At 26.1% G+C, this 15985-nt stretch carries 12 protein-coding genes; 3 read left to right on the forward strand and 9 right to left on the reverse strand.

The window, feature by feature from the left end; genetic code table 11:
* The first annotated feature begins 43 nt into the window (after positions 1-43).
* Positions 44-1159, forward strand: coding sequence for an aminopeptidase (locus BN346_RS12990; protein WP_040329174.1), 1116 nt, complete (start codon positions 44-46; stop codon positions 1157-1159).
* A gap of 67 nt (positions 1160-1226) precedes the next feature.
* Here the strand turns inward: BN346_RS12990 and BN346_RS12995 are convergent, their stop codons facing one another.
* Entirely contained in the window at positions 1227-2600 is a 1374-nt protein-coding gene (locus BN346_RS12995) for an MATE family efflux transporter (protein ID WP_242838432.1), read from the reverse strand.
* 804 nt (positions 2601-3404) lie between these two features.
* On the opposite strand from BN346_RS12995, the gene spoVB reads away from it, so the two are divergent.
* The gene (spoVB, locus tag BN346_RS13000; RefSeq protein ID WP_040329175.1) at positions 3405-4934 is read left to right on the forward strand and encodes a stage V sporulation protein B; all 1530 of its coding nucleotides are present in this window, start codon (positions 3405-3407) and stop codon (positions 4932-4934) included.
* Positions 4935-4981: 47 nt separating this feature from the next.
* Here spoVB and BN346_RS13005 read toward each other — a convergent pair whose 3' ends face one another.
* The 4 genes from BN346_RS13005 to BN346_RS13020 all read right to left on the reverse strand — a co-directional run bounded on the left by BN346_RS13005 (position 4982) and on the right by BN346_RS13020 (position 10480).
* The gene (locus BN346_RS13005) at positions 4982-6613 is read right to left on the reverse strand and encodes a putative polysaccharide biosynthesis protein (RefSeq protein WP_040329176.1); all 1632 of its coding nucleotides are present in this window, start codon (positions 6611-6613) and stop codon (positions 4982-4984) included.
* Positions 6614-6625: 12 nt separating this feature from the next.
* Positions 6626-7588: an RluA family pseudouridine synthase gene (locus tag BN346_RS13010; RefSeq protein ID WP_040329178.1), complete on the reverse strand. Its 963-nt coding sequence runs from the start codon at positions 7586-7588 to the stop codon at positions 6626-6628.
* A gap of 34 nt (positions 7589-7622) precedes the next feature.
* Positions 7623-8795 (reverse strand): M20 metallopeptidase family protein, encoded by a 1173-nt coding sequence (locus BN346_RS13015; RefSeq protein WP_040329180.1) that lies wholly within the window; start codon positions 8793-8795, stop codon positions 7623-7625.
* Between the two features lie 206 nt (positions 8796-9001).
* A complete protein-coding gene (locus tag BN346_RS13020; protein WP_040329181.1) occupies positions 9002-10480 on the reverse strand; it encodes a nicotinate phosphoribosyltransferase in 1479 nt (492 codons plus the stop codon).
* 116 nt (positions 10481-10596) lie between these two features.
* Here BN346_RS13020 and BN346_RS13025 point away from each other — a divergent pair, with 116 nt between their 5' ends.
* Entirely contained in the window at positions 10597-12588 is a 1992-nt protein-coding gene (locus BN346_RS13025) for an ATP-dependent helicase (RefSeq protein WP_040329182.1), read from the forward strand.
* A 36-nt stretch (positions 12589-12624) separates the two neighbouring features.
* On the opposite strand, the gene BN346_RS13030 is transcribed toward BN346_RS13025, so the two are convergent.
* The 4 genes from BN346_RS13030 to BN346_RS13045 all read right to left on the reverse strand — a co-directional run bounded on the left by BN346_RS13030 (position 12625) and on the right by BN346_RS13045 (position 15760).
* Complete coding sequence (locus BN346_RS13030; protein WP_081771009.1) at positions 12625-13650, reverse strand: 3'-5' exonuclease; 1026 nt, start codon at positions 13648-13650, stop codon at positions 12625-12627.
* Between the two features lie 313 nt (positions 13651-13963).
* Positions 13964-14218, reverse strand: a complete 255-nt coding sequence (locus BN346_RS13035; RefSeq protein WP_040329186.1) for a hypothetical protein — start codon at positions 14216-14218, stop codon at positions 13964-13966.
* Positions 14219-14413: 195 nt separating this feature from the next.
* On the reverse strand, positions 14414-15055 hold the full coding sequence (locus BN346_RS13040; RefSeq protein WP_040329187.1) for a lactate utilization protein: 642 nt from the start codon (positions 15053-15055) through the stop codon (positions 14414-14416).
* Between the two features lie 102 nt (positions 15056-15157).
* Entirely contained in the window at positions 15158-15760 is a 603-nt protein-coding gene (locus BN346_RS13045; RefSeq protein WP_040329189.1) for an NUDIX hydrolase, read from the reverse strand.
* Positions 15761-15985 lie beyond the last annotated feature (225 nt).

Here is a 15985-nt window from a genome sequence, read left to right on the forward strand (position 1 = left end):
TTTATACATAATTAAAAAATCATTTTGAAGGAGGACTTTTCTTATGAAAGATCCAAGAATTGCTACATTAGCAAAAAATTTAATCAATTATTCATGTCAATTAAAGCAAGGTGAAAAAGTTCTTATTGAATGTGTAGGACTACAAACTCAACTTGTTAATGAATTAGTTAAAGAAGCTTACAATGTTGGTGCTCATCCTTTTGTCAGCATAAAAGATAATGAAGTTGAAAGAGCTTTACTTTCAGGTTGTAATGAAGAACAAATGAAATTAAGAGCAAAAATAGATGCTGAAAGAATGGCTGAAATGGATGCATATATTGGTATAAGAGCTGGTAATAACTTAACTGAGTTATCAGATGTTCCAAGTGAAAAAATGGGTATATATTCAAAAGAATATATGATGCCTGTACATATGGATATAAGAGTTCCAAAAACTAGATGGGTAGTTTTAAGATATCCTAACCATTCTATGGCACAAGCTGCTGATATGAGCACTGAATCATTTGAAGATTTCTATTTTAATGTATGTAATCTTGACTACGGAAAAATGTCAAAAGCAATGGATCCATTAGTTAATCTTTTAGAAAAAACTGATAAAGTTCACTTAAAAGGTGAAGGCACTGACTTAACATTCTCAATTAAGGATATTCCTGTTGTTAAATGTGCTGGAGAAATGAATATTCCTGACGGTGAAGTTTATACTGCACCTGTTAAAGATTCAGTTAACGGATATATAACATACAATATTCCTGCTGTATACCAAGGATATACTTTTGAAAACATAAAACTTGAATTTAAAGATGGAAAAATAATAAATGCAACTGCTAATAATACTCAAAAAATAAACGATGTATTTAATACTGATGAAGGTGCTAGATATGTAGGTGAATTTGCAATTGGAGTTAACCCTTATATTTTAAATGGTATGAAAGATACTCTATTTGATGAAAAAATAGCAGGCTCTATCCACTTTACTCCTGGAAATGCATATGATACTGCATTCAATGGAAATACATCTTCAATTCACTGGGATTTAGTTTATGTTCAAAGACCTGAATTTGGTGGTGGAGAAATTTACTTTGATGATGTGTTAGTAAGAAAAGATGGTTTATTTGTACTTGATGAATTAAAAGTATTAAATCCTGAAAACTTAAAATAGCAATATTAATAAAAACTATTGTTTATATAGCTTATGTTGTATAAACAATAGTTTTTTTATTTATTATCTAATTTGCTTCTAAATTCTCTGGAACATTTCCTAGCGTCTTTTTATAGAATATGAAAAAGCATGTTATTGTTGTTAATGCAGCTGTTATATCTGCAATTGGTTCCGCAAGTAAAACACCTTGCAATTTATTTTCAATAAACATAGGTAATATAAATATTAGTGGAATCAATAAAACAATTTTTCTTAAAAGTGCTAAAATTAAAGACACTTTTGCTTGTCCTAATGCTAAAAATGTTTGTTGACATGCTATTTGCGCACCAAACAAGAATATTCCACCAAAGAATATCTTTATACTCCATGATGTTATTTCAACAAGTTCTGGTTTATTATTAAATATACCTACAAATACTTGTGGGAAAAACATAAGTCCACACCACATAAATACTGTATATATCATGCAACTTTTTAAAAGTAATTTAAATGTAGACTTAACCCTTTCTAATTGTTTTGCTCCAAAGTTATAACTTATTATAGGTTGAGCTCCCTGTGTAAGCCCCATAAGTGGCAACATTACAATTTGCATTATACTACTCATTATAGTCATTGCCCCTACCGCTAAATCTCCTCCATACATTTGAAGTTTATTGTTTAATGATATTAAAACTAAGCTTTCAGTTGCTTGCATTATAAATGGTGATATACCTAATGCCATAATAGGCATTACAACTTTTAGACTTGGTAATATATATTTTTTTCTAATTTTTAATACGCTCTTTTTCCCAAATAAGAATATAACAACCCAAGCTGCTGAAACAAACTGTGCTGTTATAGTCGCTATTGCTGCTCCTTTAACCCCTAAACCAAATCCAAATATAAATATAGGGTCTAACACTATATTTATAACAGCTCCAATTAAAACTGTTATCATTCCTGTTTTTGCAAATCCCTGTGTATTTATAAAAGGGTTCATGCCTAAAGCAATTTGCACAAACAAAGTTCCTATTAAATATATATTTAAATAATCTTTTGCAAATCCTATAGTAGATTCACTTGCTCCAAAAGCCCAAAGTATAGGCTCACTAAAAATCAAAAATACTCCTGTTAAAATTATAGCTATAATTATAAGAGTAGAAAAACTATTACTTAATATTTTCTCTGCCCCATCATTATCTTTCTCACCCATTTTTATAGCTACAAGTGGTGCTCCACCCATACCAATAAGTGCTGCAAAGGCAGAAATTATCATTATTATAGGAAATGCCACTCCTACTCCAGCCATAGCTAAATCTCCATTAGCCATTCTCCCTATAAAAATTCGGTCAACTATGTTATATAAAACATTTACTATCTGCGCTATAATTGCCGGTGTCGCTAATTTTAACAATAGTTTTCCTACACTATCATTTCCTAAATCCACATTATTATTAGACACATTAATCGCTCCCATCATTTTATGAATATCAATTCATTTAATATATATCTATATATTACTACATTTTGATTGAATTATAAATATATTTTATCTAAATAATTTCTATTGACCAATTATCTAATTATAAGCAAACTTCATATGATTTATTTTTTTATTTTATTTATTAACATTTTGAATAAATATCTATCTCACATCATAACTATTATAAGACACAATATAATTTTAATTATTAAATACTATAGGGTTCCAAGTTTGAATTTTAAATAACATCTTTATCAAATGATATTATTAAGCTTACAGTTTATTTCTGTTTTTATATTTGGAACCAAGTAAGAATTAAGAGTGAAAAGTGAAAAGTTATGGTATATATTACTCACTTCGTTCCTACTATCTAGAAATAAAAATGCTTAAAAACTACGTTTTTATATTGTTTTCAATTAATTTACTTAGTAAATTTAATAAAAAATCATTATTTAAAATTGGAAGTCCAATTTTTGCATTCACTTTCAATTTTCAATTTTCCATTTTCAATTAAATTAATTAGAATTCTCAACTGAAACATAAATAACTTAAAGTTTAGACTTGTATTCCTATATATGTAAACAATCTAATGTTTTAGTTTTCTTTCCTTAAAAATTATGAGTTAAAGTTTAACTATTATTAGCATAGGCTTTAAAATGAACAATTTGCTCTTTTAAATGAATTTTTTTGATAAGTATAAGTATTTTATTTATTGCTAATTAAAATATATATAGAAATAAACATATATGAGTTTTAGGAATTTTTTATATTGGAGGTTTTTTTATGGGTAGTGATAATTTTTATAGAGATACTTTTGTTTTAACTATTTCAAATCTTACAATGGCTATTATTAGATTTATTTTTTCAATTATTCTATCGGACAAGCTCGGTCCTGAAGGTGTTGGACTTTATGGTCTTATAATGCCTATATATGATTTATTTTGTTGTCTAGTTTGTGGTGGTATAGTAGCTGCAATTTCTAAAGAAGTTTCATCTTATCATGGGACAGGCTCTTACAAAAATATGAATAAAAGTGTGAGATATAATTTTGCTTTTCTATTACTTTGGTCTATCTTTGTTACTGTTATTATGTTTATTTCTGCACCTTTAATAACTAAATATGTTATTAAAGACCCTAGAACTCTTTATTCACTTTGGATATTATGTCCTGCTATAATTTTCATTGCACTTTCATCTATCCTTAAAGGATATTTTTTTGGTGTAATGGAGGTAAATACTCCTGCAATAATAGATATAGTGGAAAAAGCACTGAGATTATTCATAACTTTAAGTCTTATAGATTTGCTTCTACTTAAAGATATAACAACTACAGTAACTGCTACTTATGCCTCATTCACTATTGGAGAATTTGTAAGCTTTGTGCTTTTATATATCTTCTTTAAAAGAAGCTCTAAGAAATTTACTGAAGCAAAATCTAAAGATAAAGAAACAGAAAATGGGGCTCAACTTTTATATAATTCTTTTAAAACGGCATTTCCACTAGCTGTAAACGGATTTTTAACAACAGCAATAACTAGTGCTTCTACTTTATTAATCCCAAGAAGATTAATAGTCAGTGGTATGACCTATAATATGGCATTAGAATCAATAGGAAAATTTTCAGGTATGGCTCTTACAATAATATTTTTTCCACTAGTTATAGTAAATTCTATGGCTACAATATTAGTTCCTGATATTTCACAAAGTCTTACAAAAAAAGATTATAAAAGTATAGGTATAAGAGTAAATGAAGTAATTAAAATGTGTTTTATCCTAGGTGTTAGTATAATGATTATTTGTTTCATGATTCCTGACAATTTGGGTCTTCTCTTTTATAAAAGAAATGATTTAAGTTCATTTATAAAGTCTGCGGCAATTTCTGTTCCATTTCTTTATGCATCAAGTTGTACATATGGAATATTAAATGGCCTTGGTAAACAAAAGAAAATCCTTATAAATTCAATACTTACTTCAGTTATAGAACTTGTTATTATGTATTTTTTAATGGCTATTCCAAAGATTAATATCTATGGATTTGCTATAGGTCTATTTGTATCATCACTTCTAGGTTTTATACTTAATCTAATTGAAATAAATAAAACAGTTAAGTTATCTATTAACCTTTATGAAATATTAGTTATAACTGCTCTTTCTTTAATATGTATATTTACTATAAAAATTTTAAATGCAACAATATCAAATGATAATTTTCTAATTAAAAATATTATTTTATTTGCCATTAGTTTCGTATTGTTTTTCGGTTCAATTTTCACTATAAGAAAAACATCTACTAATTCTAATGTCTATTACTAATTTTTTTACGAAAAAAACTATGAAATTTAAATTTCATAGTTTTTTGTTTATCTAATATACTTAAGTAATTTATTTGGTATTAAATTTGTAAGTTTTTTAGGAAGTATGTTAAGTTCTCTTTTATTAATTCCACCAAGAACCAAAATGGTAATTCCATATACAATTATAGCTATTATTATTGATATAACTAATGATAATGCATTACCTATATACCCACCTAAAATAACCATGAAAATTTTATTTAATCCCATATAAGAATAACCGCATGCAACTCCCATTATAATTGATGCAATTAATGGTTTTATCATAGCAACTATTACTTTTACTTTTACTTTTAAAACTCTATTTATAAGCCACTGATTAAGTATAAACATGACAATAAATGATGATGCTGAACTTATTATAGCACCATAAACATTTATACTTGGCATTGATACAACAAAATAATTAATAATTATTTTTACAACCATTCCAATTGCACAAAATATAGTTGCAGCTTTTACTCTTCCTAATCCTTGTAGTATAGATGTTTGAAGATATACTATACCCATTATAACTAATACAAATGAACCATATATTAAAAAGGTTGAAATTTCTTGATCCATTTTAAGCATTCTTAGTATTGGCTTACTAAGAACTGCAAGTCCCATAGCTGAAGGCACTGCAAGTAAATACATAAGTTTTGTAGTTGAATTTATACTGGTTTTAACTGCTTTTCTGTCTTTTGCTGCAACATAAGTTGCTATCATTGGAACAGCAGAAACAGATATAGAACTTACAAGCCCTAACGGAACATTAATAAGTGTGTTATACTGTCCATAAAATCCCCAAAGTATATTGGTTTGTGCTTTAGAATAACTTAGTGTATCCATAAGCGTATGTTTAACCATTTTTATATCAATAATACTTCCAAGTTGTTGTATAGCAATGGCTATAGTTATTGGAATTACATACTTTATAATCTTTTTTAATATTTCTTCATTACTATCTCTTTTCACATTAGGATTATTTTTAATTGTCCCTAATCCTCGGCTACCTCTTTTTCTATAGTAATAAACAAAATATATTAATGCCAAAAATGCCCCTATAGTTGTTCCTACTGTACCACCAGCTACACCAATTTCTAACGAAACTTTTATAAGAAAGTATGCAAATAATAAACTAAATACAACGTTTGCTATTTGTTCCATTACTTGAGATACACCTGTAGGAATCATATTCCCAAGTCCTTGAAAATATCCTTTATAACAACTTAAAACTGTTGTTAAAAGCATAGTAGGTGCTATTGCCATTAATGCTATTTTTGCTTGTTCACTTTTCATAACCTTTGTAATTGGTCCTGCAAAAACTATTAAAATTATAGTTGAAATTAGTCCAATACATATAGCAAGAAGTCTTGATATCTTAAATGCCTTTACAGCATCCTTTTTATTACCAACTGATACATATTCTGCTATTATTTTTGATATTGCAACAGGAAGTCCTGCATTTGCAATCATATATATATATGCATATATTCCATAACAACTTTGATATATTCCTACACCTTCTTGACCTAATATAGCTCTTAAAAAAGGAAGGTATAAAATTGACATAATTTTGGATATAAACATACTTATACTTAATATAGCCATACCCTTAGCAGCAGATTTTGTATCAAAATTTGAACTACTACCCATGATATTCCTCCACTAAAATTTAAATACATCCGTTTTTATCTTCTTTAAAATAGGTGGAAGAGATTCTGCTATTGTTTTTCCTTTTAAATAAGATAAATTTTCTCCCGTTTCTTTAAATATTACTTTATATGCATAAAGGAACTGATAATCAAGTCCATATCTATTTATAAAGAAACTATTTAATTTTTTCTCTCCATATTTAAGATCTCCAACAATTGGATTTCCTAAGTATGATAAATGTGCTCTTAATTGGTGACTTCTTCCTGTTAAAAGCTCTAATTCTACTAGTGAAAAAGTACCACAACTTTGAATGTTTTTAACATTCATTGCTATATGTTTTGTGTTTGGTTTTGGCACATCTGATATACTTGATATATTGCTATCTTCATTTTTAGATATATATGCTTCATAATATCCTTCTTTTATTCTACCTTTTACTAGTGCAGTATAAAACTTCTCAACTTTTCTATCTCTTATCATTTCATTCATTTCTTTTAAAGCTGCAAAATTCTTACCATATATAACAATTCCTGAAGTATTTCTATCTAATCTATTGCAAGGTGCAGGAATAAATGTAACCTCTTTCTCTGGTTCATAATCACCTTTATCATAAAGATATGATAAAACATAATCTGTTAATGTTTTATCTCCATTCTTTTTATCACTATGTACTAACACTCCTGGCCATTTTTCTACCATAAGTATATTTTCATCTTCATATGTAATTTTTAACTTATTATCTATTCTTTGAAAAGTATCTTTCTTTTTCTTTTCTGCTTCTGTTTTTATTTCTCTAAATTCTATTACATCACCATCTTGTAGTGAATATTTTTCTTTAACCTTTTTACCATTAACCTTAATATCACCTTTTCTAAAAGATTTATATATTGCACTTAATGGAACATCCTTTAAAAGCTTTCTAGCAAATTTATCACATCTCTGTCCTGCTTCATTCGGTCCTATATTTATTTTCATATTTTTTCCTCCTGTAATATCTATTTTAAATTTATTACTTATTTAAAAAATCAATAGCCATAGCTACTTGTAACTTTACACCTATAGATAAACACTCTTCATCTATATCAAATAAACTACTATGAGCAGGATTAACTATATTTTTTTCTTCATTTCTACATCCTAACCAGTAAAATATTGAAGGAACCTTTCGTGAAAAATATGAAAAACTTTCAACTCCCATAGTTGGATTATCTATAATTTTAACATTTTTCTCACCTAAAATTCTTTTTGAAGATTTTTCAAATTCATAGTAAATATCATCATCATTTATAACACATGGATAACCATCATTTACTTCAATCTCACATTCTCCACCTTTTATATTTACTATACCCTCTATAACATTTTTAAATCTTCTAGTTATATATTCTCTTTCATCAGGATTTACAGTTCTTATCATTCCTTCTAAAACAACTTCATCTGCTATTGCATTTTGTGCCATTCCACCATTAATTTTTCCAACTGTAATTACAGCTGGTGAAGTTGGCGAAATTTCTCTACTAACTAAAGTTTGAAGCATAAGTATTGCTTCACTAGCTATAACAATCGCATCTATACCTCTATGCGGACTTGCTCCATGTGATCCCTTACCTCTAATTATAACTTTAAATGGATTAGATGATGCATAAACCACACCTCTTTTTATGCCTATTTTTCCACATGGAATCTCTTCATTTACATGAAGTCCTATCATAGCATCAACCTTAGGATTATCTAGAACTCCATCATCTATCATTGCTTTTGATCCACCGCTTGTTTCTTCTGCTGGTTCAAAAATAATTTTAACTGTTCCACTAAATTCTTCTTTTAAATCATTTAAAACTTTTGCTGCTCCTAATGCTATAGTCATATGAGCATCATGTCCACAAGCATGCATTTTTCCTATACTTTGAGACTTATATGTACAATTTTTTTTATCTGTAATGGATAATGCATCCATATCAGTTCTTATTCCAATAGTCTTACCTTCATTTTTGCCCTTAATTTCAGCAACTAAACCACTTCTGCCAATTTCTTTATACGAAATATTTTCCTTATCTAGAAAAACTTTTATCTTACTAATTGTTTTAGGAAGCTCAAAATCAAGCTCTGGACTTTTATGGAATTCTCTTCTTAATTCTATTAATTCCGGTTGTAAATTATTTATATTGTTTATAAAGTCCATATTATATCTTTTCCCTTCTATATTAAACTTATCTATCTAATAAATTCTATAGATACTATTTTCTTTATATATACTAAAACACTAAAAAAAATAATAGACAATAAGCCTATTACATTTTTAAATATTTTTAAACTTAATATTGATTATATAACATTATTTATAATACTTCAAGAAATAGCAAAAAAACAGGATTTTCATCCTGCTTTTTAATCTCCATATTCACTTGAATATCTATATAATAAATTTTCTTTTAATTTCCAAAGTTTAGTTGATAAATCAACATAATAATGATGTGGATTTTGAAGTCTTAAAACTTCTGGCCAAAGTTTCTTTTGCTCTTGTTTTGCATATTCTCTAATTTCCATAACTGAAGGACTATTATACACTTTTTCACCTTTTTCAAAAACTTTAACCATTAATTCTTTAACATAATAATTTTTTATTTTCTTTCTTTTCCAAGTAAAAGTAGGATCGAATATTTCTAGTGTTTCATTTTCATCAATGATTTCATCATTTGTACATATTAAATCTGCAATAGCTTTATCTGTATGTTTATCAAATATTCTATATATCTTTTTAAAACTTGGATTTGTTATCTTTTCTATGTTTTCACTTATCTTTATCTTTGGTATTATTTCTCCATTTTTTTCTACAGCTACTAACTTATATACTCCACCAAATACAGGCTCACTTTTTGCTGTTATAAGTCTTTCACCAACACCAAAACTATCAATAGGTGCACCACTTTCTAATACAGATGTTATTATAGATTCATCTAGTGAATTAGATATAGTAATTTTCACATCTTCATAACCTGCATCATCTAGCATTTTTCTAACTTCTTTAGTAAGGTATGTTATGTCACCACTATCAATTCTAACTGCTTTTGGTCTTCTTCCCATAGGTTTTAAAACATTCTCAAATACTTTTATAGCATTAGGTACTCCTGATTTTAATACGTTATATGTATCTATTAAAAGCACTGTATTATCTGGATAAGTTTCTGCCCATGCTTTAAATGCTTCATATTCAGAATCAAATAATTGAACCCAAGAATGTGCCATAGTTCCAATTGCGGGTACATTAAACATTTCTTCTGCTATAGTACATGCAGTTGATGAACACCCTCCTATAATTGCAGCTCTTGCTCCATATATAGCTCCATCATATCCTTGTGCCCTTCTAGATCCAAATTCCATAACTGGTCTTCCTTTAGCAGCTTCGCATATTCTAGCAGCTTTTGTAGCTATTAATGTTTGATGATTTATAGTAAGTAACATCATTGTTTCGATGAACTGTGCTTGCATTATGGGCCCTTTTACAGTAACTAATGGTTCCCCTGGGAAAACTGGTGTACCTTCTGGAATTGCCCAAACATCGCAGCAAAACTTAAAATCTTCTAAATATTTAAGAAATTTATCATCAAACATATTTTTAGCTCTTAAGTAATCTATGTCATCTTTTGTAAACTTTAGACTACTTAAAAATTCAATAGCCTGCTCTACTCCAGACATTATACAATATCCACCACCATCTGGAATTTTTCTGAAAAACATATCAAAATAAGCGATAGTATCTTGCACATTATTATTTAAATATCCATTTATCATAGTTAATTCATAAAAATCTACTAACATTGTTAAGTTTCTATGATTTTTAACATTAAAACTTTCTAAAGTACTCATTTTTTATCCCCTTACTGTTTTATAAATTCTGTGTTATATTATAACATATTAGATACTCATAATCTATATGTTATATAATATATACATTACTTCATAAATATAATCAAGGAGGAATTATGTATACAGAATATAAAAATCTTGACAATGAAAAAATAAACGCAATTTTACATGATTCTGGAAATATTTTAGTTAGTGCCGGTCCTGGTAGTGGTAAAACTACTGTTATAGTTCATAAAGTATATCACTTAATTAAATATAAAAAAGTCAATCCTCAAAATATAGTAGTAATAACATTCACTAAAGCCGCTGCTGATAATATGCGTGAAAAATTTAAATATATATATAAAGATAGTCGCATTCCATTTTTCGGAACTTTTCATGGTCTCTTTTATAAAATTCTAATTAATTATTATGGTGAAATTAAACTTATAAATTCTACAGAGACTTTTAAATTAGTAAGAAGTTTTTTATCTTCTTACATGGATGAGGTAAGTGATGAAAAAGTAAAAGAATACATAAACAATATATCTTTATATAAAACAAGTGGACTTAATATTTCCGATTTTGAAACCAAGCTAGATAAAGATTTATTTAAAAATACATTTGAAATATATGAGAGCTATAAAAAAGAAAAAGGATTATATGATTTTGATGATTTACAAATAATGTGCCGTCAATTATTTATAAAAAATCCAAAACTTTTAAATGGTTATCGTGAGCTTTTTAAATATATTTTAGTAGATGAATTTCAAGATTGCGATGAAATTCAAATAGATATTTTAAAAATGCTTAATTATAATAATTCAGTGTTTGCAGTAGGTGATGAAGATCAATGTATCTACTCATTTAGGGGATCAAAACCTCATTATATGGTGGACTTTGAAAATACTTTTTCTAATTCTGAAATATTATATTTATCTCAAAATTATAGATGTTCAAAAAACATAGTAGAAATCTCCATGGATTTAATAAAAAACAATAAATTAAGAAGAGATAAAAATATAATCTCTCAAAAAAGTAATGATGGAGATATTCGTGTATTAAAACTAATGGATGATACATCTGAGAGTAAATATATAGCTAATCATATAGAAAAAGCTATAGCTTCAAATACATATACATATAATGATTTTGCAATTTTATATAGAACTAATATTGAAAGTCGTAGAGTAATTGATGTCTTTATAAAAAGATCTATTCCTTTTAAACTTTTAGATAAAGAATATAATTTTTTCAACCATTTTATTTGCAAAGATATAATTTCATATCTTAAACTTAGTTTAGATCTAAAATCTAAAGAAGACTTTATTCGTATAATAAATAAGCCTTTTAGATATATAAGTAAAAATGCTATAGAAAAAATTAAAAATTCTATAATTGAGATAGATTGTTTTGAATCACTAAAAGATATGGATAATATTAGAAGTTTCCAAATGAAAAGTTTAGATGATTTAAGAAATGATATAGCTTATTTAAATAAAATGTCATTAAATTCCGCTATAGCTTTTATTATACAATCACTAGGTTACTATGATTATCTTATCGAGTATTCACAAAAATTTAAAATAGATATTAAAGATTTTGAAGGTATTTTGGAAGAATTTAAATCTGTTGCATTTGAACATAAAACAATAATTTCATTTCTATCATATATAGATGAATATGATAATTATTTAAATAATAACAATAGTAATAAAGATGGTGTAATATTAAGTACCATTCATGGTGTTAAAGGTATGGAATTTAATACTGTATTTATAATTAACTTAGTTCAAGGTTATTTACCTCATGAAAATAATATAGATGAGAACTTAGAAGAAGAAAGAAGACTTATGTATGTTGGAATCACCAGATCTATTGAAAATTTATTTCTTTTAATTCCGTCTAAAGTTCAAAATAAATCTTATAAGCCATCTCAATTTATAAATGAATGCAATTACAAATTAAAACTTCCATTTAAAGTTAATGATGTTGTACGATATCAAGGAAAAGATGCTGCTACTATAACTTATATAGATGAAAATATTATAGAATTAAAATTTAAAAATGAAACAAAAAAATTTGACTTATCAGTTTTATTAAACTCTAATCTAATAGAAAAACTATAGGGATCTCCATTTAAACACCCTATAGTTTTTCTATATTTAAGCCTCATATTTTAAATCCTCTTTTTTAATGAAATCCACAACCAAATTATTTAAATTCATAGCATCATCTAATGCATTATGTAAATCTCCCTTAAATTCTATATTACAAAATTTCAATGCATTAACAAGTCCTATTGCACTTTTACTATGTACATTGCTACAGAATTCACATTGAAAATCTACATAATTTTTAATCATCTCATTAACTATTTTTACTTTATTTTTATTAATTAAATTATCACTTTCTAGCACCTTTATATCAGCCATTCCCCAGCTTACATAAATAGATTTAGAATCCCCTACCCATTCAGAAAATTTTTTCATAACACTATTAAAACTTTTTGCATTATCAATTTCATCTTGATTTATATTAGTAAGTTCCACTATTTTCTCTTGTAATATATAGCTAATTTTAGGCTTTATTAAAGAGTAAAATGTTTCAACCTTTCCAGTTATACGACTATATTTTACTGCTCCGATAGATATAGTTTCATTTATATTTCTATCATCTAAAGAGGCATAGTTCATTTCTAAATCAAAAGAAATTATATTATTACAATCATCATCTAAACCTTGTAAAGTTTTTGAAACAGTTCCATTGTTTTTCTTTTGATTTATTTTCTTAACCTTCTTATTTTGTGGTTTATTATATATTATTTTCCAATTACTATGACTAATAAATATCTCTTTTGATTTCTGGTATGAATAATACTTCTTATTACTAATATCTTTAAAGTTTTTTAAATCTTTTACTATATATTCATTTTTAACTATTATAGTTATATTATGATTTTTAGTAATATTATTAGTCATATGTAACTCTTCTAAAAATGAGATTATTAAGGCGAAAATTTTCTGCCTACTTTCTTTTATATTGATACACTTTATACTATAGTTACTTTTAAATATTACCTTACTATCTTTTTCTAAATATATATGTACTAAGTTCTCTTTTTTAAATTTATTATATTTTTCCTTATAATAACATATAAAATTCATTTTCTCATTCATTTTTATCACCATTGTTTTAATTCATTTATACTTAGTTGTTTTGCCCTTAGATTATAGCAATAATTTTTTATTATTACAAATTTAATTATATAAAATCTAAAAAGTTATATTAAGTATTATGGTTACATACTTAATATAACTTTTCATTTCGTAATCTCACAATATAATTAATCTATAGTAATATTGGTAACAACTTATCATTAATAATACTATTAATTTTAAATACTTTTCAAAGCATGTCCTAACTTTTATAGCATTGTAATTTTAAATATATTTTCATAATATTTGCTCTAATTATTTAATACAAGTCTTTTAACTATATATATTATAGATTTTCTATTCTTTTCTCAGATTTATTGTATATACTTTTAATATAATCATCACTATAAAGTATACTTATAGGTGATGTTTTATCTTCTTTATACGCTTCATAATCACAAAGATGTTTACATAATCTTTTGGTTCTCTTCACTTCTAGAAAAGGACACTTTTTCCCGTTTTCTTCCCAGTTATAAAATTCACACTCCTTAAAACATTCAACATCTTCATCGATAGTGCTTAGTAATGGACACTTAGTCATAATTAATCACCTCACCCCAAGTCATTTAACCTATCAATAAATATTATAATTCAAAATCACTATAATATAAAGTATTTTCTGAAAATTTAAATGTTTTTTATAATAATTTTACACATCTTTTAGTATGTATTCATATTTGCTCAATAAAATTCAAAAAAAATAGACCTTAAGGCCTATTTTTATATCATTAATTTATTAAAATCCTAATTCTTCTCCAATTATAACAACACTTATATCACTTTGCATTGGTTTTCTTTTTAAAACCGAATAAGCTCTGCATATTCTTGTCTCACTTTTACAATCAATACAATTGCCATTAATAGTACATGGATTTTTTAATGATAATCTCTTGTTATTTTTAGGTGATGCATTATTTCTAATCCTTCTAAATCCTTCTTCTATATCCTCAACTATTTTGTTTACACCTGCAACAACTATAACTTTTCTTGGTCCAAATGTCATAGCTGCAACTCTATTACCTGCTCCATCTACATTAACAAGTTCTCCCTTAAGTGTAATTGCATTGCTGCTACATAAAAATAAATCACTAACAAGTTCAGCTCTCATAACTTGTAATTTTTGTTCTTTATTTAAACCAAATTCTCCATGATCTAATATATTTCCACCAATTTCTCTTATTCGTTTCTTTAAGTCTAATGCTTTTATTGTTTGTGAGCCACCAAATCCAACATCATCTCCTGATTTAACGTGATACATTATAAAATTTTCTGCTTGCTCTTTTGTTTCAAAATATATTGCGTGAAAACCATTTTTCTCCAAAGCTTTAACTACTTTGTTTCCTAAAATTTCATTATGCCATTTACCAAACTCATCCATACCTAAGCCCCCTAACTATACATATAAACTTCAATAAACTATCACTATTATCTATTATATATTCATCATTATATCATAATATTACTTATATTTTAAATGAACTTAATCAGATATAACTTCTAAAAATTCTTTTAAAATCATTGCTGTATAACCCCATATAGTATAACCATTAAAAATATAAAAATATTCTTTTAAAACACCTTCTCTAAATTTATAATTTTCTCCACCATTTATCAATTCAAAAGGAAATCCAGTTTTATCTATAGGTCCTATCTTTAAATTATATAACTTTGGATTATAGTTTAATAGATATTTTAAAGGTACTCTTAATACTTTTTCAACTTCATTTTTATGAGGATTTATATGACTTGCATTAATCCTTCCAACAAAGGGATATAATATTAACCCATATGGTGTTACAAATTTCTTTAATTCCCCTATAATTTCAATTTCATTTTCTTTTAGATTTAATTCCTCAATTGTTTCTCTAATTGCTGTTTCTTTAGGACTTTCTTCTCTTTCTTTTTTCCCTCCTGGAAAACATATATCTCCTGGTTGACTTCTTAGACTTTTAGCCCTAACTTCAAATATTACATTTATATCTTCATTAGTCTCTTCTAATAAAATCATAACTGATGCTTCTTTATATTCACCTAAAATTCCTAATTTATTATTTTTTATTTTTTTTCTTATGTCATCTATCATAAACTTCTCCATCTTTTCTATTTAAAATATATTTAACTATATAATAATATATTATTTCAAAATAAAATATATTATTTCTTCAATTTAAATGTTTATTAATATTTTTTAAACTTTTAAACTATATTTTAATTAAAATTATAAGATTAAATGAAAAACATTCTAAATAATCTATGTTAAATCAAAATTTTGGAAAATATTTTATCCATATTAGAATTTAAAAATAAA

Origin of the sequence: Clostridium ihumii AP5, assembly GCF_000612845.1 — a bacterium.
Classification (GTDB): domain Bacteria; phylum Bacillota; class Clostridia; order Clostridiales; family Clostridiaceae; genus Clostridium_J; species Clostridium_J ihumii.

Coding starts and splice junctions, on each gene's coding strand:
- BN346_RS12990 (WP_040329174.1), top strand. CDS start 44: ATGAAAGATCCAAGAATTGCTACATTAGCAAAAAATTTAATCAATTAT.
- spoVB (WP_040329175.1), top strand. CDS start 3,405: ATGGGTAGTGATAATTTTTATAGAGATACTTTTGTTTTAACTATTTCA.
- BN346_RS13005 (WP_040329176.1), bottom strand. CDS start 6,613: ATGGGTAGTAGTTCAAATTTTGATACAAAATCTGCTGCTAAGGGTATG.
- BN346_RS13010 (WP_040329178.1), bottom strand. CDS start 7,588: ATGAAAATAAATATAGGACCGAATGAAGCAGGACAGAGATGTGATAAA.
- BN346_RS13015 (WP_040329180.1), bottom strand. CDS start 8,795: ATGGACTTTATAAACAATATAAATAATTTACAACCGGAATTAATAGAA.
- BN346_RS13020 (WP_040329181.1), bottom strand. CDS start 10,480: ATGAGTACTTTAGAAAGTTTTAATGTTAAAAATCATAGAAACTTAACA.
- BN346_RS13025 (WP_040329182.1), top strand. CDS start 10,597: ATGTATACAGAATATAAAAATCTTGACAATGAAAAAATAAACGCAATT.
- BN346_RS13030 (WP_081771009.1), bottom strand. CDS start 13,650: ATGGTGATAAAAATGAATGAGAAAATGAATTTTATATGTTATTATAAG.
- BN346_RS13035 (WP_040329186.1), bottom strand. CDS start 14,218: ATGACTAAGTGTCCATTACTAAGCACTATCGATGAAGATGTTGAATGT.
- BN346_RS13040 (WP_040329187.1), bottom strand. CDS start 15,055: ATGGATGAGTTTGGTAAATGGCATAATGAAATTTTAGGAAACAAAGTA.
- BN346_RS13045 (WP_040329189.1), bottom strand. CDS start 15,760: ATGATAGATGACATAAGAAAAAAAATAAAAAATAATAAATTAGGAATT.